The 20,935-nt window shown below is 34.7% G+C and carries 21 protein-coding genes and 1 tRNA gene; 6 read left to right on the top strand and 16 right to left on the bottom strand.

What is annotated here, in order from left to right; genetic code table 11:
* Positions 1–244 precede the first annotated feature (244 nt).
* The 5 genes from VG895_05705 to VG895_05685 form a co-directional block, all read right to left on the bottom strand.
* Entirely contained in the window at positions 245–1,039 is a 795-nt protein-coding gene (locus tag VG895_05705) for an SDR family oxidoreductase (protein ID HWA52510.1), read from the bottom strand.
* A gap of 151 nt (positions 1,040–1,190) precedes the next feature.
* Entirely contained in the window at positions 1,191–1,769 is a 579-nt protein-coding gene (locus tag VG895_05700; GenBank protein ID HWA52509.1) for a hypothetical protein, read from the bottom strand.
* Between the two features lie 395 nt (positions 1,770–2,164).
* Complete coding sequence (locus VG895_05695; protein HWA52508.1) at positions 2,165–2,464, bottom strand: hypothetical protein; 300 nt, start codon at positions 2,462–2,464, stop codon at positions 2,165–2,167.
* A 117-nt stretch (positions 2,465–2,581) separates the two neighbouring features.
* On the bottom strand, positions 2,582–3,859 hold the full coding sequence (locus VG895_05690; protein ID HWA52507.1) for a multidrug effflux MFS transporter: 1,278 nt from the start codon (positions 3,857–3,859) through the stop codon (positions 2,582–2,584).
* Entirely contained in the window at positions 3,852–4,820 is a 969-nt protein-coding gene (locus VG895_05685; protein ID HWA52506.1) for an FUSC family protein, read from the bottom strand. Before VG895_05685 ends, VG895_05690 begins: the two co-directional genes overlap by 8 nt.
* Positions 4,821–5,070: 250 nt before the next feature.
* On the opposite strand from VG895_05685, the gene VG895_05680 reads away from it, so the two are divergent.
* The 3 genes from VG895_05680 (at position 5,071) to VG895_05670 (ending at position 7,337) form a co-directional block, all read left to right on the top strand.
* The gene (locus VG895_05680) at positions 5,071–5,937 is read left to right on the top strand and encodes a LysR family transcriptional regulator (GenBank protein ID HWA52505.1); all 867 of its coding nucleotides are present in this window, start codon (positions 5,071–5,073) and stop codon (positions 5,935–5,937) included.
* A gap of 85 nt (positions 5,938–6,022) precedes the next feature.
* A complete protein-coding gene (locus VG895_05675; GenBank protein HWA52504.1) occupies positions 6,023–6,493 on the top strand; it encodes a TspO/MBR family protein in 471 nt (156 codons plus the stop codon).
* Positions 6,494–6,530: 37 nt separating this feature from the next.
* The gene (locus VG895_05670) at positions 6,531–7,337 is read left to right on the top strand and encodes a methyltransferase domain-containing protein (protein ID HWA52503.1); all 807 of its coding nucleotides are present in this window, start codon (positions 6,531–6,533) and stop codon (positions 7,335–7,337) included.
* Between the two features lie 301 nt (positions 7,338–7,638).
* Here the strand turns inward: VG895_05670 and asnB are convergent, their stop codons facing one another.
* The 8 genes from asnB to VG895_05630 form a co-directional block, all read right to left on the bottom strand.
* On the bottom strand, positions 7,639–9,567 hold the full coding sequence (asnB, locus tag VG895_05665) for an asparagine synthase (glutamine-hydrolyzing) (GenBank protein ID HWA52502.1): 1,929 nt from the start codon (positions 9,565–9,567) through the stop codon (positions 7,639–7,641).
* On the bottom strand, positions 9,568–10,284 hold the full coding sequence (locus VG895_05660) for an amino acid racemase (GenBank protein ID HWA52501.1): 717 nt from the start codon (positions 10,282–10,284) through the stop codon (positions 9,568–9,570).
* A gap of 15 nt (positions 10,285–10,299) precedes the next feature.
* Complete coding sequence (locus VG895_05655) at positions 10,300–11,706, bottom strand: hypothetical protein (GenBank protein ID HWA52500.1); 1,407 nt, start codon at positions 11,704–11,706, stop codon at positions 10,300–10,302.
* Positions 11,700–12,161 (bottom strand): hypothetical protein, encoded by a 462-nt coding sequence (locus tag VG895_05650; protein ID HWA52499.1) that lies wholly within the window; start codon positions 12,159–12,161, stop codon positions 11,700–11,702. Before VG895_05650 ends, VG895_05655 begins: the two co-directional genes overlap by 7 nt.
* A gap of 476 nt (positions 12,162–12,637) precedes the next feature.
* Entirely contained in the window at positions 12,638–12,793 is a 156-nt protein-coding gene (locus tag VG895_05645) for a hypothetical protein (protein HWA52498.1), read from the bottom strand.
* Positions 12,775–13,677: a hypothetical protein gene (locus VG895_05640; GenBank protein HWA52497.1), complete on the bottom strand. Its 903-nt coding sequence runs from the start codon at positions 13,675–13,677 to the stop codon at positions 12,775–12,777. Before VG895_05640 ends, VG895_05645 begins: the two co-directional genes overlap by 19 nt.
* The gene (locus VG895_05635; protein HWA52496.1) at positions 13,670–15,115 is read right to left on the bottom strand and encodes an MFS transporter; all 1,446 of its coding nucleotides are present in this window, start codon (positions 15,113–15,115) and stop codon (positions 13,670–13,672) included. Before VG895_05635 ends, VG895_05640 begins: the two co-directional genes overlap by 8 nt.
* A 190-nt stretch (positions 15,116–15,305) precedes the next feature.
* Positions 15,306–15,527: a LuxR C-terminal-related transcriptional regulator gene (locus VG895_05630; GenBank protein HWA52495.1), complete on the bottom strand. Its 222-nt coding sequence runs from the start codon at positions 15,525–15,527 to the stop codon at positions 15,306–15,308.
* A 471-nt stretch (positions 15,528–15,998) separates the two neighbouring features.
* On the opposite strand from VG895_05630, the gene VG895_05625 reads away from it, so the two are divergent.
* The 3 genes from VG895_05625 to VG895_05615 all read left to right on the top strand — a co-directional run bounded on the left by VG895_05625 (position 15,999) and on the right by VG895_05615 (position 18,613).
* Positions 15,999–16,649 (top strand): S24 family peptidase, encoded by a 651-nt coding sequence (locus VG895_05625; protein HWA52494.1) that lies wholly within the window; start codon positions 15,999–16,001, stop codon positions 16,647–16,649.
* 342 nt (positions 16,650–16,991) lie between these two features.
* Positions 16,992–17,684, top strand: a complete 693-nt coding sequence (locus VG895_05620; GenBank protein ID HWA52493.1) for a queuosine precursor transporter — start codon at positions 16,992–16,994, stop codon at positions 17,682–17,684.
* 110 nt (positions 17,685–17,794) lie between these two features.
* A complete protein-coding gene (locus VG895_05615) occupies positions 17,795–18,613 on the top strand; it encodes an alpha/beta hydrolase (protein ID HWA52492.1) in 819 nt (272 codons plus the stop codon).
* On the opposite strand, the gene VG895_05610 is transcribed toward VG895_05615, so the two are convergent.
* The 3 genes from VG895_05610 to VG895_05600 form a co-directional block, all read right to left on the bottom strand.
* Positions 18,610–19,125: a hypothetical protein gene (locus VG895_05610; GenBank protein HWA52491.1), complete on the bottom strand. Its 516-nt coding sequence runs from the start codon at positions 19,123–19,125 to the stop codon at positions 18,610–18,612. The genes VG895_05615 and VG895_05610 overlap by 4 nt on opposite strands.
* 1,003 nt (positions 19,126–20,128) lie before the next feature.
* Positions 20,129–20,202: transfer RNA gene (locus tag VG895_05605), tRNA-Gly, on the bottom strand.
* Positions 20,203–20,699: 497 nt separating this feature from the next.
* Positions 20,700–20,935 (bottom strand): carbon storage regulator (locus tag VG895_05600; protein HWA52490.1); only part of this gene is annotated, 236 nt, incomplete at its 5' end.

Below are 20,935 nucleotides of genomic sequence, written 5' to 3'. Positions count from 1 at the left end.
TTTTGAAAATATATTTTGCCTCAGAATTGAATAATTATCAGCATAATAATGCTTATATTTTGTAAAATTCTGAAAAGTAAAAATATTTGAATTTAGAAGAGTAAAGTAAGGTTTTAATCTGAGTCATCGTAATTACTGATATTGCTTAAGGCAGGTAACTTATGTTAAATAGCTGAAAATAATCTATTATATCGGGTATTCCTCTAATGGTTGCTAAGCCGATATTTTAATTTTGCGGCAACAACTAATTACATGCAATATGTTGAGAAAATCCATTGACTAAAAGACCGCCATCTACCACGATACATTGACCAGTAATATAAGATGAAGCAGGCATACAGAGAAATGCTGCAGTGGTGGCAACTTCTTGTGGGTTGCCAACTCGACCTAAAGGAGTTCGTGCTATAATTGCATTGCGCTTTTCAGGATTTGATAAAGTGGGCGCTGTTAGTTCCGTACTAATATACCAAGGTGCAACAGCATTGACCCGAATGTTGTCTTTGGCCCATTCTACTGCTAAATGTTTGCACAGTTGTATAACTGCTGCTTTGCTAATGCCATAAGGCGCACCAGAGTCATCATCTACTAATCCAGATATAGAGGCAATATTCACAATATTTCCTGCCCGCGATTTTTTTAATAACGGATAAGCTTGTTTACACAATTCAAAAGTAGCCGTTAAATTTGTATCCAGAATAGTGGAATATTCATTGGTGTGGTAATCCTGTGCTGCTTTTCTAATATTGGTGCCTGCATTGTTTACTAAAATATCTAACTTACCCCAGAGATTATTTACCGCTTGAATAATATCAGCACAAATTTTTTCTCCCTTGCTAATATCGGCAGCCATGCCGAAAGCCACATAGCCTTGGTCGCGAATTTTTGTTAAAACACAATTGATCTGATCTGCATTTCGGGCCACTATAAAAACTTCTGCTCCTAATTGTAGAAACTCTTTCACTAATGCATAACCGATTCCTTTTGTGCCGCCGGTAATTAATGCTTTTTTGCCTTTTAAATTCCAATTTGAATTTTCCATAACTTTATCCTTTGTTATCTCTAATCTGTTTTGGAGGTTAGTAAATCATCAACAACCTCCAGTTCTAACAAAACAGAGATGGAGCTACACACAGCTTTCAGTGCGCCCATTGCGGTGGTTCTGTATTAAAAAAAAGCTCAGCATGGCTTACTCATTTTTCTCTGCTGGGCCACTGCGAATAGGCAATCCACTGATTTTCTTTGCCGACCACCTTATGTAAGCGCGACCCTACGCTTTTGTTATGTGATTTTACTTCCAAAGTAGCAGTATGCCACAGTGCTTTGAACTCATTTTCATTTCTCGGAGTCACGTTAAATTTATAAACTGCGCAAAACATGCTGAAGGCGCTGATAATCTGCTGATCTGAATCGATAATAGTTTGAGCCTCTTTCTGCAAGGACGGAAGATGGGGTGATATAGGTTCCTCTATCTGAAAATCAATACGCGCCTTCTCTTGACCGATATGAGCACCTATTTTATTAATCCCAGGAAATCGCCGAGATACCAGCTCCAAAACAAGTTCAGCTGCAAAATGGAGGCGCATCAGAGAATACCTACGTGCCCAATCAATCATCATGTTGGTCTTTTGACCTATTTTCAAATCGTGGTTTTCAGGAAGTGTGTAAACAATTTCTTTACCTTCCTTTTTTGCTTCCAGTACGGGAATAGCCACCAATACTACCGTAATCACTTTCTTGTCCTCCTGAAAAAGCATAGAAGATGGTTTCATTTACTGTGATTTTATTCCCATCCACACCCCGTACACTTGTATCAAGCTGAGTAAGATAAGGATCTATCCAGAATACCTTTTTAGTCATGAGTTATACTCCATTACAGTGAGTTGCATCACGTATATTTGCTATTTTTTGAGGGATATTTGCTTCAAAATATTTCTTCCCAAATTAACAGCATCTGAAACCCGTGCTTTATTAGCCAATACAATAACCCCAGAATTTATGCTCGGCATATATACAGCGTATAAGGACATGCCATAACTGTTCCCAGTTTTTTCAATAAATCCATTGGGGTCATATGCGCAATGTTGCAAGAACTAAATTATTTTGTCTCCAACTGTTCAGGTATTGCAGGACTAAATCAAGCGCTAGATTTTCCATGCTATTTCTCTCAAAAATCCTCAAAAAAGCCGATTTTTCTTTCTGCTATAGTGAAATGTTCACATTGTTGATCAAGATTATTGTATGCCTCAAAATTACAAACTTTGAAGTTTTCAAAATCGTCAATTTTATCCCATTGATCAATTGTAATGTATCTGGACTGATTACTATGGTCTTTTAATAACATGGTGCCATGATAATTCTTAGATTGGCTAAACAATAACGCCCATGCACCTTGTGAACTATATATTTCTTCGAATAAGGCAATTTGTGAAGATTCAACATCAAATTCCCAGATAATATAAATCATCGTAATGTCCTACTTTTAACTTTCATTGAGATTAATGGCTGTGATCCTTGACTCAGAAGGTAATGCAGTAACATTGCATCAATTAAATCGTAAGAATTGATTAAGATTCATTTGCAATCAGCGCAAATCGTGACTATGCGGGGTTTCTTGCAGCCATATACAATAAATAACAAGCATTAATCCCAATGCAATCATGAAAATCAGCGGTAAAACCCAAGCAGCCCCTATATGTAACATACCTAACAAAAAGGTCATCAATACTGGCATGCACATGACAACAAAATTCATCACAGCAGATCCATTTGCTTTATCTTCGGCATAAGTCATAGCTAAAGATAAAGCTGTGCTGGATAGAATAGCGTGACCTAAGCAAAGCAGCGCCATGGGTGCTAATAAAGTAAACAGATTAACGAAGTGAAATACAAAGCAGAATAGCATGAACACTGTAGCAATCAATTCAATAAAAAACGCAGCTTTGAGCATTGTCATCGCTTTGACAAAAGCGAGGCGAATACTAATTAAACAGCCGATCAACGTACCTAAGAATGGCAGTAATCCCAATAAGCCATAAGTAGCCGGTGAGATGCCTAGCAAATGAATTCCAATAAATGGACCCTCAGCACCAAATACGTAAATGCAGGCGCTAGAAAAACCGGAGCATGCAGAAAATCCCAGTAACTGCTTATTTTTAAATATGGCGGCATAATTTTTATAAATTTGTCGATAATGTAATGCATGTATATCGGGTTGGCTTAAGGTTTCTGGCATTTTAGTAGCGGGATAAATCAATGCTAAACCATAAATTAATAAAAAATAAAAACACCCTTGCCAACCAACATATTGTGTCAATAATCCACCGACAGCGACCGCAATGCCTGGAATAATGGCAAAAGCTATAACCATCAGACCTGTTACGCGACGCGCCTCTTTTGGAAAATAAAAATCATTAATCAAGGTGAAGCACACCACCAATCCTACACTCGAACCAAATGCTTCTAAAAGTCGCCCGATAATTAATAAAGAAAAGGATTCGACCGGTGAAGAAAGAATACTAAACAATGACCCCAGAGTAGCCAGAAAAATACCAACATAAAATGCCGGTTTTCGGCCCAAGCGATTAGCAATTGGCCCATATATTAATTGCCCTAACGCAAAGCCCAGTAAAAAACTCGTTACGGTTAGCTGTGACACACCCACGCTGACGTTAAAATATCCGGCAATGTTCGGTAGCGCAGGTGTCATTAAAATAGCACCCATCGCTCCGAAAGCGCTGAGCAGCGTCAACCCCAGAATATGGGGTTCTTTTGTATTAAGTCTATAGGTTGTAGCGTTCATTAGTTTTTCCAAATGATTTGATTGCCATGGATGATAGTCGGATATCAGCAACTTAGACATCCACTTTTATCCAATACAACATTAACGTGACTGTGATGACAATCAATCCGCCAATGCAAGTCAGAATGATACGATCTAAGGCAACAACATTATGATAGTCTCCCAATAGATGCGCAAACCCAAACACGAATAATTCTATAAAGAAAACTCTTAAGAAATAAGAAAATCCCAGAGAGAAAATGAGAAATAAAAAAATCACCAATAATATAAAATTTATCCAAAAATTGGGTGGCACAATATAGCCAAACAGAAAAACAACGATTATTGCGCCGAAAGTGTTGATAGCAATTCGCTTAATTGCTGTGTAAATAGTTCTTTGCTGCGAGCCTTGAATCACCATTAAAATCGTTAAACCAATCCAATAAAGATGGGATAGTGTTGAACATGCGCGTAAGTAATGACTAATGATCCAAGCCAATGTAAGTGATGAAATCGTAGCCAATGCCATAAAGAAGTTCGCCTGGGTTGGCTCCGGTTTAGTATTATTGGCATCCTTTCTATACTCGAATAACCAATAAAATAAGGTAAAAGCTACAACAACCACAGCACCGACAAAAGCGTATTTGATCCCCGCCTGCAATGAAAATGGCAAGGCAGAAAAAATAAGAAACATTAGACTGCCCGTTACAAAAATATTAGTTTTTGACTTGGTTTTGGGTAAATAAAAAGCAAGTCCAGCATAGATGATGGTTATCAAAGAAGCTAACCAGGGATAATAAAATCCGAGGACGCCGCCTAGAATGGTTGAAATAACTACAACACTGCTACCTAAACTGACTTGAGCTAAATTTTTTTTGCTCACTGAAAAGGTGGCAGCAGCAGACATAACCGCCATGTTAAATGGGATTAATAAAAACTCATTCGCTGCACCGAATAGCTTAAGTAAACCTATAATGCCGAGGCAAAACAGGGTAATTTTAAATCCCTCCAGCGCAAAAGCTGAATAATCAATTCGACTCATTTTAATCTTCGCCAGGAAGTAACACTAACCTCTTGAATGGCTTGATAGTTCCGAACCTGATAACGGTATAGAAAGTAGCCATATTTCTTCTCTTTTGAATGGTTCCTGTGCTAATTGCCTCTTTCTTGTTACATGATAAACCATGATACCATTTCAAAAAAACTTGACAATGTATTGATAGATAATAGACTATTCTAAATTTTGAAACAATCACCTTAGGAAGATAATGTCTTTAGATCTACTTTCTTGTATGCGAGGGTTCAAAGGGATTGCTGAGCATAAAGGCTTCAGCCAAGCAGCTCGGCATTTAGATGTTTCTACTTCTACGCTCACCGGCCAAATCAAGCATTTAGAGAACCTACTCAAAAAGAAATTGTTAAACAGAACAACCCGACATATAGAATTGACCGAGGCGGGTGAAGTTTATCTGCTGCATGTCAATAAAATACTGGCTGACATTGAAAATGCTCAAGCCGCAGTGAATTCAATTGAAACAGAGCCACATGGCAGACTCATTATTGGTATAGCGGGGGCTTTTTATTCTCAATATTTTATTAAGCATTTCAAGAAGTTTTTGCAAAAATATCCAAAAATCCAACTGCAGACAACAGAAGAAAATGCGCCAACGGATTTATTAAATGGCTTGGCGGATCTGGTTATTACTGAAATAGACATTAAAGATAACCAATTGGTTAAAGAATATTTATTTACCATTCACCGGAGTATTTACGCTACACCAGCTTATATAAAAAAATACGGTTCGCCTAAAAAAGCAGCGGACTTGCAGCATCACAATTGTTTAATCGCTAAACGTATTTCGCCCAATAATGAATGGGTGCTGGCTAATAATAAAAAAATCTATATCTCTGGAAATTATGCTTCCAGTTCAGGATACAACGTTTTATGTGCGGCATTGGCAGATATGGGGTTAATCTGGTGTACAGATATTTTGATCAAAGAGGAGCTTAAGCGGGGTGAATTGGTCGAAATCAAATTAAAAGATGAGCAGCCAGTTGCGATTAAAATGTATCTTTACCACCGCCGGGTCAATGCGGATAGCAATATCAGATTAATGGCGGATTATCTGAAAAAAATAGCAGAGATGTGGTTGTCATAACTTTTGTTGAAGAAACTGTATTAGATTGAACTTGATTTCCATGTTATGAACATGTGTAAATCCTATTGCAGAAGCGAGAACATTCATGATTAAAAAAATAGCGCCAATTATCCTGTGGATTATTGTGTTTCAACTTGTGGGGTATGGTATCGGTTTGCTAACGCGCACCGAAATATCCACATGGTATCAAACATTACAAAAATCCAGTATTAATCCACCTCAAATTATCTTTCCCATTGTCTGGACTTGTTTATATATAATGCTTGCCATAGCTGGTTGGTACTTATGGACTCATCGAAACAGACCAAGAGGAAAAATAATTTTTAGTTTATACATTATTCAAATAATCATGAATTGGGCTTGGTCACCCTTATTCTTTCAATTCCACCTCATCCAACTTGGATTTTATTGGATAGTCATGATGATTCTCATCTCTATGCTTCTCATCATCTTGACAAAGAAACAATTCACCTTAGTATATTTTTTGTTAATTCCTTATTCTTTGTGGCTTATTTTTGCTGGATATCTAAACTGGGCAATTTGGATGAAGAATTGATTTCCGCTTATCTTTCGGTCAACCAAGAGACCTTTTTATGGAATATTCTGAAGTGGCTGAAGAATATAAAAAAATCGCTAAAAATCAAACTTCTGTTGGTGAAAAGCTAATTGCTTTGATGTTTTTTAAGGGGCAAGAGTCTATTTTAGATTTAGGATGCGGCAGCGGGCATCTTGCTTTTGAATTAAGTAAAAAAACTTCGGGACGGGTAATAGGGATCGATCCTTCAGAAGGGATGATCAAACAAGCTAAAAAGTCTTATGGTGAGTTTATACAATTTTTTTGTGAAGAAGGTGAACATATGGCTTTCACCTCTGAATTTGATGTAATTTTTTGTAACTCTGTGTTTCATTGGTTTAGAGATCCAGTGCCTGTGCTAAAAAAAATTCACCAGGCATTAAAAAATCAAGGTGTATTTGCTTTGCAAACCCCCGTATCTGAATGGTGTGATTTTATTGTAGATATCATTGATCAAACCTGTAGAGCAGACAATATAAAACCATATATAGAACACTATTTAAATCCATGGTTTCATCTTAAAAATGCCTGTGCTTATCAAGCCCTGCTGGAGCATCATGGTTTTAATGTTCGTTTAGCTTTTGATGAAGACGTTACTACTCAAGCTTATGATTTTGAAAAAATACTTGGCTTATTTAATTCGGGACCAGCCTTAGCCTATCTTAATTTCGAAAATTACTCTATTCCTTGTGGTGAAAATTATAAAAATAGCTTTATTAATACTTTACATCAAATTATCCGTCAAAAGATGGACAATAGTACAGTGGTTGATATTACTTATCATAGAGCTTTCTTAATTGCTTATAAATATAATGGCATCTGTTAGCAAATCTGTTATTACTTATAAGGAGGCTCTATTACTTTTACCATTGGAATAAGTATTGTATTTTATTACAACTGCTTTCTACTTTCTTAGCCTTTGTTTGACTGAAGATGAAGGGTCAAGAGGAAGGGGGTCAAGTACCTGCTAGAACATGGGTCATATGAATGCTTGACCCCGGATGTATCTCAGTGTTCTAAGCAACCATTTGAGGTGTTAATTAATACCACATTTTCTTTTAGCTTAACTTGTTTTGTGGAAGGAAGATAGTATATTGCAGCTTATAAATTTGGGTATTACCACTATACTAATTCGGCATTAATGGTTTAAATAAAGATTGTAATACACATTGGCTTAATATAAACATAAAAACAACATCCCACTGTTCGCGCTCAGCTTCAGGCATGCTCTGAGTCATATTAAATTGTTTTAACACTTTTGATTGATCATAGATAAAGCTATATTTTAAAAGATTTCCATTAAAAACATCCAACATTAATTCAGTGAATGGGTTTAACGTCAATGTAGGATGCGGTGCCTTAAACGGATGTTTTTGTCTTTGATAAATAGTAGGAGTAATAATATCTTTTACGGCCTCTCGCAAAATAAATTTTTCAGTAAGTCCTTTAATTTTTAAAGAACTTGGTATGTTAACTAAAAATTCAAGCAATTTATGATCGAGAAATGGTACTCTTCCTTCAATTGAATGTGCCATTTCCATTCGATCTCCCAGATTTACTAAAATCAAGCCAGGGAGAATTGATTTCGCCCACAAATAAAGAGATTTGCTTAAAACATCGCGACCCATGACTTGATCTTGATCTAATTGATTAATAAAATTGATCTGCGCATCAAAATTTCTTGAAATATTTGAAAAATTCTCATTATGCAACGTTATTAATTTTTCACCCAATTTCGCACCCATCTTGAACATGCTTGGGACATATCCGAGTATCTCTTGAATAGTTGTTACATCTAATCCAGCGGTATTTTTTGAAAAAACACTTGCAAACGCAGGATTATTTTCATATAAATGTTCTACAAGTTTGTTTCGATTCTCATGATCCAATGCTCGAAATCCATATTTTAAGATATCTTCTCGAAACATTGGATAACCACCTAAAATTTCATCAGATCCCTCACCGGTCATCACCGTTTTATATCCAGATTCTCTTGTAAATTTACTTAATAAAAACTTAGCGATCGTATTATTATTTAAAATAAAAGATTCACATTGATAAATGGCTGAAAAAAAATTCTCAGAAAGCAATTGATTTGTTATCTTAAACACATGGCTTCTAGCCCCAACAAACTTAGCAGTTTCTTCAGCAATTTTAGCTTCATCATATAAATCGTGATCGAATGAAATAGTAAATGCGTCAACTTCAGATTTTGAATGTTTTATCATTAATCCTAGAATAGCTGAAGAATCCAATCCGCCACTTAAATAGCATCCTACCGGTACATCTGAACGTAATCGGATAGTCACTGCTTCTTCTAACTCCTTACGAAATTCATTAATCATTTTATTTTCATCAATATCATCATCGATGGCGCCTTCTTTTGGGTAGTTAAAATCCCAGTATTTCTTGATTTGAATATTATCTGGAGTGGCCAGAATAAAATGGCCAGGATTTATGGAGAAAATATTTTCAAATAAACTTCTATTTTCTAGAGGCAATAGATTCTCCCAAGATATAATACTGCATAAATCCCATTTGCATGGAACCCCAAGTGTAAGTAATGCTTTTATTTCTGATGAAAGATATAGGGCATCTTGATACATGGAATAAAATAGAGGTTTAATGCCGCATCGATCTCTAGCTGCAAAAATGTATTTATTTTTATCGTCCCACAGAACAAAAGAGAATTCACCCCGTAAAAATTCAAGACAGTTCACACCATATAGTTGATACAAATATATTAATATTTCACTATCTGATTCTGTTTGAAATTCAAATCCTTTTTTTTGTAAATAACGTTTTATTATTTCATATTGATAGAATTCGCCATTAACTACAATAACAATATTGTCGTCTTTACTACGTAAGGGTTGATTGCCTGTTAATAGATCAATAATGCTAAGGCGCGCGTGCCCTAAAGCTAATTTGCTATCATCAGACACCCATAAGCCATGAAAATCAGGCCCGCGATGATTTAAAGTATTAATTGCGCTTTTAAATGTTTCTTTCGAAATATCTAAATTTTTAGACAAATAAGCAACTATCCCGCACATTTATTTATCGTCCTCATGGTTTTTAATGGACAATTCTGCAGCATATTTAGCATGCAAGCTGGTTGAATCTAAAATGGGTGATGACAAATCTGTTTTTGAAATAATCAAAGATAGCTCTGTGCAACCCAGGATCAAACAATCAGCACCTTTTTTTCTCAATTCTTCCCAAATAGAAATTAGAATACTTTTTGATTCATTTTTTATTATACCCAACAAGAGTTCATTGCTTATTATATTATGCACAATGTCAATTCTATTTTTATCTGGAATAATGATTTGTTTTATACTGTGCGCATGACTATGAATATAATTTAAATAAAAACCTTCCTCTAAAATGAATTTTGTTCCGAACAAAGCTATTTTTTTATAATTATTTTTTGTAATCTCCTGACAAATTGGTTCAAGGATGTGTATTAAAGGTTTTTTAAATTGTGGGTTTATTAGATCAACTACTTTATGGCAAGTATTCGAGCAAATTATAAGGAAGTCAGCCCCAGCATTTTCAAGGTTCTTATAAGCATGAAGTAATATCTCAGCCACAGTATTCCAGTCATTTTCAATGGCAGCCGTATATACGTCATATTCATTAACGCTGTAGATGATAATATTCCCACTTTGTCTCTGGCCAAGCTTATGGCTTATTTGTGTTGTAATCAGCTCATAGTATAAAACTGTACTTTTACAACCAATTCCGCCAATAAGACCTAGCTTTTTCATTATGAAACCCTCAAATTACTCACACTTTATTTCATAAACCGGCTGCAAAAATCCTCTGATTAAATTTGTTACTTTTGAGATTGAAACTCTCGACACACAACCATAGTATTCTCCGCTATAAGAATACATAGAAAGAATCACATTCATATCATTGGTTATTAATTTTTCTTTTTTAGATATCACAATAGCTGGAAATTTTATGCCATTAATATATTCTTGAATTATGGCATTTTCTAAGTATTTATTGAGAAGGATAACCCATTCAGAATCCGATATTTGATTGCCGATATAAACTCCCCAACCCATTCCAGAAGTTCTTAATTTAAGCACCAAGTTATTTTTATTTTTTATAAATTTATTGTAGGAATTGATGATATTATTAGAATTTAAATTTACAGATTTTGGTATATGTTTAGCAATGAATAGTTTTTCTTTGTCTGAAAATAAATATGAAAACTTTTTATCATTCAGCAATAAAAAAATATTCTTGTCTTCGATTATAGTCAACGCCGGGAACCCAATAACAACAACGCAACTGTTATTTTTAATACCGTGGAATAAGGCGCTATAGCGATGGTCATTTAGAAAACTTTCTGTATTCATAAGCCAGGGAGATTTTTTTGTTAAATCTAAATTTTCACCAGTAAGAAAAAAATTGTTATAAATAATTGATACCTCCTGATTTAAAATATATAATTTTCCATTTTTGTATGTTAAGTCTTCAACAGAACCAACATATGCCTTTCTTCCCAGCTTTTCAACTCTGCGCTTCATTTCATGTAGTTCTGTTTGAAGTTTATTGGTATCATAGAGAAAGGCAATTAAACCCGGATTTGTATTTGAACATTTTTCTAGATTAAATAGATAATTTTCAAAGCTGTGTGGCTTTGAATAAGGTTGTAAAATTAGTTTATTAGAGAATATCTTGTTTTGACAAATAAATGTATTTAAAGTTTTTTCAGTTTCTGGCCAAATCAATAATAATCCTGGGGATGATGTATTAAATTCGGTAAACTTAAGTCTGTAATTCTGATCAATCATAAAGTCATATCTGGCAATCGATAACCATTTTCCTGCTATTTTTGAAAAAAATGGCTTGAAAGGTCTGTAAACGTTAAAAAATTCATCTAAATTCTTATCGCCTTCAACATATTTATCTATTATTTTTTCAAGTATAGTTGTCATTTTATTGCAAATATCAGATAGAACCCTGCTATCTTTTTGGCAAATTAAGAAAGGAGAAAAAGAGAATGGAAATGAACTATTTTGGTTATTATCTGAGTATACTGAAAATACAAAATTAGAGTTTTTAAGCCATTTCTGGTTGATATCAATAATTGATTCCTCAATTTTTTTTTCGGTTACTATGCGCCTGAGATCATAGTATAGTTCCATTGTTTGTCTAATACTTTCACTCAGCATTCGGTTCTCCTTTTATTCGATACATCTAAATTTACTGTCATTGAACCTAAAAAAGATCTGTCTTCTACGTTGAAAATAAATTTATAAAAAATAGTACTTCCTCGCGTTGCTTTAGCAATTTGTGTTACCTGATATTTTATATCTTTTGATTTATTTATCGGTTTTCTATATCGCCATTCTTCTTTAAGATTGTATACCTCTTGTTTTTTATATTCACCTAAGTTATAAAAAATATAAGCCATCATCAATTGTGATGAAATCATGATATTCATAACGGAAGAAAGATGGAATTTTCCATCCAACGGCATGAAGAAATTTTCTATGTTAACGAGACCAGTGATTTTTCCTTCTTTTGTATCTATTTCTACTGAAGTAAATACGTATTTTTCTTTTTGTAATCCATCAAATAAATATTCAGACATATATTTTTGTAGTTCTTCAATTTTTATTTCCATTTTCATATTCAATCCCTCCATCAAATTATAACCTTTTATAACTATTAAAATACCTTGGTGATGTCTTAATTATAGAAGATAATTTTAATTTTGGTATTGCTATAAAATGCAGCCAAGCTTTAGTGTACGGGCATTAGGCCTGACATCAGCACAATTAGCCAAATGCTTAGAGTCTAAAATCTAAATGGTCTAATATGGTGAATTTTTTAGCATAAAGCGGGTGGAAATACACCCAGCTGAGGGACAACAGATGAGCGAGCAGTTATGTTTTTCGCGGGTTTAAAATTTGTAAATACCCCTAATATTCAATAAGATGGCACAATGTTCTGATCTTCAGACACACTGAATGCAAATACAGTGTATATCTATACTTTATGAAGTGCGTAAATGAGTAAGCGAAAGTAAGAAATTATGTCAAAGAATTTAAGCTCAATGCAGTTAAACTCTATTTGTAACGTAAGCGTTCAGCCAACCTTTCAATTACCCACATTTCCCAATGCTAAATCAAACCCTAATCTAATATCAGTCAATCGGGATAAACCTCTCCACATAATAATATTTCCAGGTGGTCCGTCATTGGAACGATTAAGGTAACCACCCAGCTTTGCGATTATCAGTAAATAGTGCGACAAATCCTTCTTTTTTTTGGAAATTTTTTTAGAGGCGCAATAGCTTTGCGATCAGCGACAGACTGTGAAATTGGATGAAAAACCTTGCGTATTTTATTGAGTAAAAATTCTTCATCAATCTCAGCAGAACTATCATCTTCATTGCTAGCTGTTAAATAGGTATCATGCCAAAATTGATCTACTTCAGTAGGGTTAAATGTTTTTACAATATTGATAGTTTTTTCCAATTGTTGGATAAGTCCAGCTCTGATTTCTTCAATAAGTTTTTTTTCTTCAGAGCTTAGCTTATTAAGCGCTTTATTAATAAGCGGGCTAAATAAACCTCTTAACATTTTATCTAAAGACCAACTACGTGCGGTAGCAAGTGATAAGAAAGTAGCTGCGTCAAAGACGAGTGATCCATAGCCTATGTATTTAGAAAAATATTCTTCAGTAATATAAACAGTGGGGGTAGCCGAAATAGCACCGGTAGTGACAACCATAGCAAGATAACTATATTCTGCTACTTTCCCACCGTCGCAAGCTTTTTCCTGCAGTGCTTTTTTATAATCAGGCGTTGTTTCTAATAACTGTTCCCAAGTATTGGATGAAATTCTTGCTTGTAAAGCGATCAGTGCAAATGCAGCCGTCCCTCCGAAATAGAAACCGACTACGGATTTCGAGGTAGGGTCATCTATGTTTATTAGTTCCGCCACATAGAGCCCGAAACTATAACCTAATGGCCCGGTAATAAAACTAGAAATCCCTCCACAAACTAAACCCGCAGCTTTGCCGAATTTTTGTAAGCTGCTGGTTTTAATTTCATCTGGTCTAGTAAGCTGCGATTTAAGCCACTTAGCTTGAGGGTCTAGTAATTGGTCACGTATATTGAATTCTTCTTCAGACATCTTTAATTTTCCTGTAGTGATTTAACGGTTCATCAGCTCTTTTAAATTTCAAAATGAATAAAAGCAGTAAACCCAGAGCTGATAAGACTAAGCACATCCACATAATATTTGAAAACACCAAGGAAAAAGGATGTTCAATATCTTTGGGTGTACCATTGGATGTTCGATTGGTATATATTTGAGTAAAGAGCTGAATTAATATACTGGTAATTGAGATTCCAACTGCCCCCGCAATCAAAGTATTTGAAAAAAAGATGCCTGAAGCAGAACCTCTTTTTTCAAGTGGGGCCGAATTAAGTGCGATAGAAGTGGTATAACTAAACAGAATTGCGGTTGAAATGCCCAATGGGATTAACGGAATCAATAAATTCACGGATGTTGAAATATTGTGTAGATGAGCATACCAAAAAAAGACCATAATACTCGCAACAAAACTGACGATCATCAATCTTAACTCTCCCAATTTTAAGGCATATTTTCCAACAATAGGTGAGAAGACCGCAAAAGGTACCGTTAGAAAGAGTAATAAACCCCCGGTTTTAACAGCAGACATCTGCAAGACTTTCATTAAATACAGGGGGAAGATAAAAAGAAATACAAAATAAACATATTGATATAGCATTCTGATTAGATTGATAAGAAAAAAAGCTCTGCTGAATAAAAGTTTAAAATCCACAATGGGATTTTGGGTTCTTTTTTCGATGATGTAAAATAGAATAAATAAGGAAATATCAACTATAAAATACAATAAAATGTATTGGGTAGTCAGTTTGTTTTGTTGAATCAAACTAAGTATTAGCATCAGAACACATAAGCTAATTGCCAGGATAATTGCTCCCAGATAATCGAGCTGTTGTTTTTGGGTGATTTGATCTTTTTTTATGGAATAAATTGAAAACAAGAAGGCGATAACACACAAAGGAATATTTAAAAGAAATATCCAGCGCCAGGTAAGGTATTCAAGAATAACACCACTTAAGGAAGGTCCGAGAATTTGCGCTAATCCCAGCACAGTAATATTAATGCTCACAGCTAAGCTCATCTGGTTTTCTGGAAACACTTTGGTTATGACCACCATACAAAGTGGCAGACTAATAGCGAATGCTAGACCTTGTAGCACACGAGCAATAATTAAAAATGTGAAGTTATGCGCGGTTGCCGCTAAGGTAAGAGATATGATCCAGAGTATAAGACTTAAGAGAAACATGCGTTTGATGCCAAATACATCCCCCATTCTGCCACCTAAAATCATAAACATACCGGAGGTAATGATATAACTACTGATTACCCAGGAAATCATATACATTCCGACATTAAGATCATGGGCTATAGCGGGTATCGCTAAATTCACGGCAGTTAAATTAGCATTGGCGACAAAAATGACTAAGCTGGTTGCAATGGCCACATACCATTTATCAGGGTAAGAAGATTTTTGCATGAGAGGTCTTTATCTAATTTGTTTTATTTTCTATATAACAAATATCATTGCCATATCCCCATACATTTGCACGTCATAATGTACAATCTCATAATATAGTGTGATAATTTTGCCAAAGCCTAATGCATAATTTTATACTCCCTGTCACTTGCACTAGGATATTGAAATCTAAAAGCAATTGACTTTAATGTCATTCCTGAGTATTACATATTAAGAAAAGTTTTTGCGCGCAGCTTTTAATATAAAAACGGATAGTATTAGGGCTTATTCCTAAATCTACTGCTATATTGGATAGTGATTTATTTTGCATAATTTTTAAAACATATTCGATTTCAAGCTCAGTAAAATTAAATTCATTTTTTTGTTCTTGCTCAACTATGCTGGATTTTTTATTTATAACGTCTTTTTTCATCAATGATCTCCTTTTTAAAATTAATTTTTGACATTAAGTACGCATTGAATTAATAAGCTTTCTTCGTCAATAAGATAACAACTCACATGATGACTCTATTCACAGGATTATCCTAATTATTGTTTCATTGAACTTAATCAAATATCTCTACAAAAAAAATGGAGGTTGATCCTAACTTACTTCTCAAGCTTGAGTAGCATCCGCCTGAGATCATGCTTCAGCATTGAAATACATCAGGACCACTCTCTTAATGGGTATTTAACCCATATAATTTTGGGATGTCAAGCTATTAATGCGTTTTAAACCCACCATTCTTTTCCGATGGATAAAAAATTGTTTTAGCAAACATATAGTGCTCCTAAAGGCTTTTTGATCTTATAATGTTATGATAGGATAATGAGTTATTTACTTATTAGTATTGAGAAAAATTTTTGATTTTGGCACAAAATTTGGCTTAACGCAGATACACCTATGAAAAATTCTTTGATAAGCAAGGTTTTGAAAATCTTGATGTTTAAAAAAAATATCAATACCACCCAATTAGCTCGTGATTTAGATCTACCACAACAAACGTTACAACGTATAGTTTCAGGCACTTCTCCAAACCCTCATATCAAAAATTTAAAACCGATAGCCGATTTTTTTAATATCTCGCTAGAACAGTTAAGAGGCGAGCAACCACTGCCTGAATTTATTTCAGATATAAATTTACCTAACCCCACAAAGTCTAAAGCCAGACAATTACCTAAAGTTTTTTGGGAAGATATTGAAATTTATTTAAACAATCCGGAAAAATATAAATATGAAAGCACCATCTTTGTTGACGATTCTGCAGGCAATAAGACATTTGCTCTGACTCTAGGTGACTCATCAATGGAACCCTATTTCCCGATAAATTGTTTATTAATCCTAAATCAAGAAAAAAATCCAAAGGATCGGAGTTTTGTTTTAATGAAAATTGGAGATAGCAAAACCTATCTTTTTCGCCAGCTTTTAATTGATGGTGAATATAAATATCTAAAAGCTTTAAATCCAGATCTTAGCGCATTCCCAATGCGTTTCTTAGGGGAAAATGATGAAATCATTGCCACCATGACTGAATTCAGGCATCTATACGATTAATAAAAGGAGATAAATACCGTGACCTACGAGCTTCCTTCAAGTCAGTTACATGAACATTTCAGCACAATAAAAGAAACGAAGACAGGACAGGTATTGAGTACAGGACAGGATCCGCAAAAGATAGTCAGCAACTTGCCGCCGCAACAACCAGAATTTCATTTTTATTCTGGCATTTTGCTTGTATATCGAATTGATATAATTGGTAATTTATGGCATCCATTACCCTGGTTATCATTCCGAATCTATTCAAGATAATACCGCCTTACGATAGTATATTGCATTGCTGTAATAATAATTCTAGTTGTTCCATTTTTTAAAAAGGAAAATTATATGAGCATGTCGATGATAAAAGAAGAACTCAAATTGCCTCGGTATTTAAATTTATTGAGTATGATATATGCTGTCATTTTTATCTCATCAGTCGTTATGGCGCATAAGATTATTTTGTTAAGTGATAATATCGTCATCTCAGTCTCTGCTTTCATTATCCCTATAACCTATGTTTTTTTAGATGCCATCGCGGAAGTGTATGGCTATGATGCAGCTAGAAAAATCATCTGGAGCACATTATTTTGTGAATTGATTTTTGCAGTGATTTGCAGTAGCTTATTATTGCTTCCTTCTCCACCACAAATTGATAATCAGGCAGCTTACCAAATCGTAGTGGGTTCATTATTGCGAACTTTTGTCGGTAGCTTTTTAGGTGTGGTATCTGGGTCATTTCTCAATATTTTCCTTATTTCAAAATTGAAAATCAAGTATAAAGGAGGGTTTTTTATATTGCGTTGCATCTTGTCTTCTATGCTGGGAGAATTAATTTTTACGATCGTAAGCATTTGTATCATTTTTATTGGCACTATGCCTTTGGTAGAGGTATTGCAATTAATTTACACTTCTTATTTAGTCAAATTAATATTTTCAGTCATAAGTGTTTTTCCTGTATCATTTTTGGTTATGTATTTAAAGCGAAACGAAGCCACAGATATTTATAAGTCGGGCGTGAGCTTTAATCCATTTAAGTTAGAAAGTAAATAGCTGGCAAAATCCAGCCATTCTTTATTGTTGGAATACTTACATTTTTTCAACAACGAATGCAAGAATTATCCGGGACAAATTTAAAGGAAGAATCATGCACCTGAAACCTTATGCAACCTGGGCCTTTCACCAACAAAATGGATTACAATATAAAATCCCAGGCTGCTCCAATGACTAACTGTCTCTTTATTCATGGCGCCTTCCAAGGCGGATGGGTCTGGGACAAAATTAAGCCAATGCTATTTTTGGGTGACTACACTGCTTATTTTCCCTCATTAAAAGGCTCGGCTGAAAGAATCAACGAGCTTACTGAACAAACTGGTCTACAAGAACATATTAATGACATATGTCATATGATAGATGAGCTAGGTTTAACTAATTTGACCTTGATCGGCCATAGCTATGGTGGGATGGTAATAACCGGAATCGCACAGCAGCGGCCAGGTAAAGTCCGTGGTTTAATTTATCTAGATGCTGTTTTTCCTGAGACACAACAAAGCTTACTCGATATATTAGGGCCAAAAGCAGCAAATATATTTTATTCGGCCGCAGCCAAAGGGGACGGCTGGCAAGTGCAGCCATTTCCTGCCGCAACTTTTGGGTTAACTAAAACTGAAGACATTAATTGGGCAGTCCCCAGACACACACCACAAGCACTGAAAACTTTTACAGATAAAATAACGACATTTTCAGAATATCGTGCTGATGTAGAAAAAACTTTTATTCATTGCTTGCAAGGCAATGCGATAATGAACAAAATAGCTCACCAAGCAAAAAATAAAGGTTGTCACTGTATTGAGATATCAACGCCACACTGTCCTATGATTACCCATCCAAGTTTATTAGCCACTATTTTAAATGCGAAAATAAAGGCTAATGATTCGCTGATAACTCAAACAGCTTATCAACACGGCAGGATCATTTATTAACATTTTGAACATTCAAGGCTCTGCTTTAACGCTGTCTTGGCTTTTTCTTCATTTGCTATATTTTCAGTTGCCGCGATGTAGCCAATAGTTTGTGCATCTTTCGCTTTTAAATTATCAATAATATCAGTTTCTCGCATAATCTCATCAGCTGTTTTGATGATAATTTTGTCATTGCCTCTTTTGCGTAAAGCGAAGAGAACGCTATCATGTTTTTCCGACAAGCGCTGAGCTAAGATTTTGTATTTAGGGTTATTAATCATAAGATAGCCTAAATAAGTAAGGGCACGAATATCCTGAGGAGAAAATTTATCTACCAAATAATCATTAGCAAGAATTTCTTCCGGCTTGGCTTGAAATACTGAATTCTTATGAATGACTTGTACGGTAACTATATATTCATCCATTTCAGTATGATTGATTTCAACTAATCGATATGCCGGAGTATAAGTATTTTTTTGGCGCAAATCAGCAAGAAATTTAAAAAATTTACTGATCTTTTTTGTGACTACCATAAAAATATCCAAATAATTTTGGTTAGAATATAATTGTAATCCTTAATGTGCCAACTCAGATCAAATCAAGCTTGTTCCTCGATAGCAAAAAGTTTCATCAATGAATCTGCATACTTAATGGAAGCCTGCATTGAAAGCTTAGGATACATGTTTAGATATGCAGACTCATAGCGAATATTCTGCTTTAGTATAAATGGTCACGAATTTTTGTCAACCCATGGCTTGGTCTTCCCCAACTTCGTTATTATAAAAAATTTAGTCACAAAGAGGTGGGTGAGCGAAAAGAAAACTGAAAAATCTGATTTTCAGAATAAGAATTTAGATAAAAAATAGGAATCACTTTTCTTTTCAAACAGAAATAGATACCATGATAAAAGAGCAGGCAAATTTTAAAGATATTTATAAAATAAAGTGTACATAGGAAAATGAAATGTAGTTTTCTATAAAAAATACAGTCCACTTCTAGTTTGTAAAATCTCTTTGTGGATACTACACCCTATATACCAATAGAGCATCATTAGGCATTTATTGTAGAAGTGACAACTTGACGAGTTTCATTAAATTAGCTGACACACATCAGTTCAAGCAAACTACTCTTGTCAGATATGATTCGTTCTATTTCTATATCTTCTGGTCAAGGTACGGTGGGGAAAAAGTTCTGGGGACTGCCAGATAAAATAGAAAGGCTTAAATAGTAGTGACCGAAGGAACCATGCTAAGTGAAGATAACTTCATTATTAATAAAGAAAAAGATTACAATGGGTTATGCCCTTGCCCCAGCGAGAAAAAATATAAATTTTGCTGCTGGAAATTATGCCCGATCCCCATAAAAAACTTAAAATTACTAAAGGCTCCAATTAGGTCAAATTTATACTTCTATATTCGTGGTATTTCTATACTTGTATAGAAACTTTTCCATGGTTATGTCTCTTGCTTGATTACACGAAAATTACACAGACCCCTCAATGACAATTAGCTAACAAAATGTAACGCATTGATATACTGGTGGGCCGTGTAGGGATCGAACCTACGACCTAAAGAGGCGGGAACTCTTCATTAACCAATTGATTATTAACCAAAATCTAGGTGGATAGCTCACAACAATTTGCGGCACTATGCATAACGGATGCATAACCCGCGCAAAAGTCGCGCAATATGTTTTAAGGACATTATAAGTGATTAATCAGATTATGGCCCTATATCGTGCAACTAACTAAGAAACTCCAATCACATTTTTTGCCCCCCCTCCCCCTGCACACCCTACCCTCATATTTATAATTAAAATGAAGGAGCTCGCCATGTGTAAAATTTGTTCGACAAATATCGCTAAAATAAGATTTGCTTTCTAGCTTAGCTAGACTTGATTAAAACAACATCTCAAGAGGTTCCATCATCATAACCTTCCCTTAAAAACGGGGATTACTTCGTTGAGCTTTGTTTGACAGTATTTTGTATTTTTCCACAACAATATAACACAAATTCTAAAACGGAATTAAATGTAGTTGATAATCTAACCCCTTAATTGGAAAGACCATTTAATATCGGGTTATATGATTTAGCTGAAAACACCTAACTTAATTAGTCTGAAAAGGTATCGCCCTGCTAATTTCTTCCCGACATATTGGTATTTCAAGCGGCGCTTGGATTGCCAATTTTATTAATGAACCCTTTATTTCTGCTATAGCAATTTCAATATTGCCATTAATAACAATTACTTCTTTTAGCTTTTCTATTACGAGCACGGACATTATAACCTCCTTATTTTTCTTTTTTTTAGAGATTAGATCGTTTAGTGTACTATTTACAGAGA

The sequence above is a fragment of the Patescibacteria group bacterium genome, assembly GCA_035549555.1.
Lineage (GTDB): Bacteria > Patescibacteriota > Microgenomatia > UBA8517 > UBA8517 > Co84-156.
Note: the sequence above shows the minus strand (reverse complement) of the source record. Positions and strands in the feature narration are given on the sequence as shown.

Bases quoted from the DNA above. Each gene is read 5' to 3' on its own strand.
- VG895_05670 (HWA52503.1), top strand. From the start codon at position 6,531: ATGGAATATTCTGAAGTGGCTGAAGAATATAAAAAAATCGCTAAAAAT.
- VG895_05685 (HWA52506.1), bottom strand. From the start codon at position 4,820: ATGAGTCGAATTGATTATTCAGCTTTTGCGCTGGAGGGATTTAAAATT.
- VG895_05655 (HWA52500.1), bottom strand. From the start codon at position 11,706: ATGCTGAGTGAAAGTATTAGACAAACAATGGAACTATACTATGATCTC.
- VG895_05690 (HWA52507.1), bottom strand. From the start codon at position 3,859: ATGTCTAAGTTGCTGATATCCGACTATCATCCATGGCAATCAAATCAT.
- VG895_05650 (HWA52499.1), bottom strand. From the start codon at position 12,161: ATGGAAATAAAAATTGAAGAACTACAAAAATATATGTCTGAATATTTA.
- asnB (HWA52502.1), bottom strand. From the start codon at position 9,567: ATGTGCGGGATAGTTGCTTATTTGTCTAAAAATTTAGATATTTCGAAA.
- VG895_05635 (HWA52496.1), bottom strand. From the start codon at position 15,115: ATGCAAAAATCTTCTTACCCTGATAAATGGTATGTGGCCATTGCAACC.
- VG895_05620 (HWA52493.1), top strand. From the start codon at position 16,992: ATGATAAAAGAAGAACTCAAATTGCCTCGGTATTTAAATTTATTGAGT.
- VG895_05695 (HWA52508.1), bottom strand. From the start codon at position 2,464: ATGATTTATATTATCTGGGAATTTGATGTTGAATCTTCACAAATTGCC.
- VG895_05625 (HWA52494.1), top strand. From the start codon at position 15,999: ATGAAAAATTCTTTGATAAGCAAGGTTTTGAAAATCTTGATGTTTAAA.
- VG895_05630 (HWA52495.1), bottom strand. From the start codon at position 15,527: ATGAAAAAAGACGTTATAAATAAAAAATCCAGCATAGTTGAGCAAGAA.
- VG895_05675 (HWA52504.1), top strand. From the start codon at position 6,023: ATGATTAAAAAAATAGCGCCAATTATCCTGTGGATTATTGTGTTTCAA.
- VG895_05680 (HWA52505.1), top strand. From the start codon at position 5,071: ATGCGAGGGTTCAAAGGGATTGCTGAGCATAAAGGCTTCAGCCAAGCA.
- VG895_05610 (HWA52491.1), bottom strand. From the start codon at position 19,125: ATGGTAGTCACAAAAAAGATCAGTAAATTTTTTAAATTTCTTGCTGAT.
- VG895_05660 (HWA52501.1), bottom strand. From the start codon at position 10,284: ATGAAAAAGCTAGGTCTTATTGGCGGAATTGGTTGTAAAAGTACAGTT.
- VG895_05700 (HWA52509.1), bottom strand. From the start codon at position 1,769: ATGAAACCATCTTCTATGCTTTTTCAGGAGGACAAGAAAGTGATTACG.
- VG895_05705 (HWA52510.1), bottom strand. From the start codon at position 1,039: ATGGAAAATTCAAATTGGAATTTAAAAGGCAAAAAAGCATTAATTACC.
- VG895_05640 (HWA52497.1), bottom strand. From the start codon at position 13,677: ATGTCTGAAGAAGAATTCAATATACGTGACCAATTACTAGACCCTCAA.
- VG895_05615 (HWA52492.1), top strand. From the start codon at position 17,795: ATGCAACCTGGGCCTTTCACCAACAAAATGGATTACAATATAAAATCC.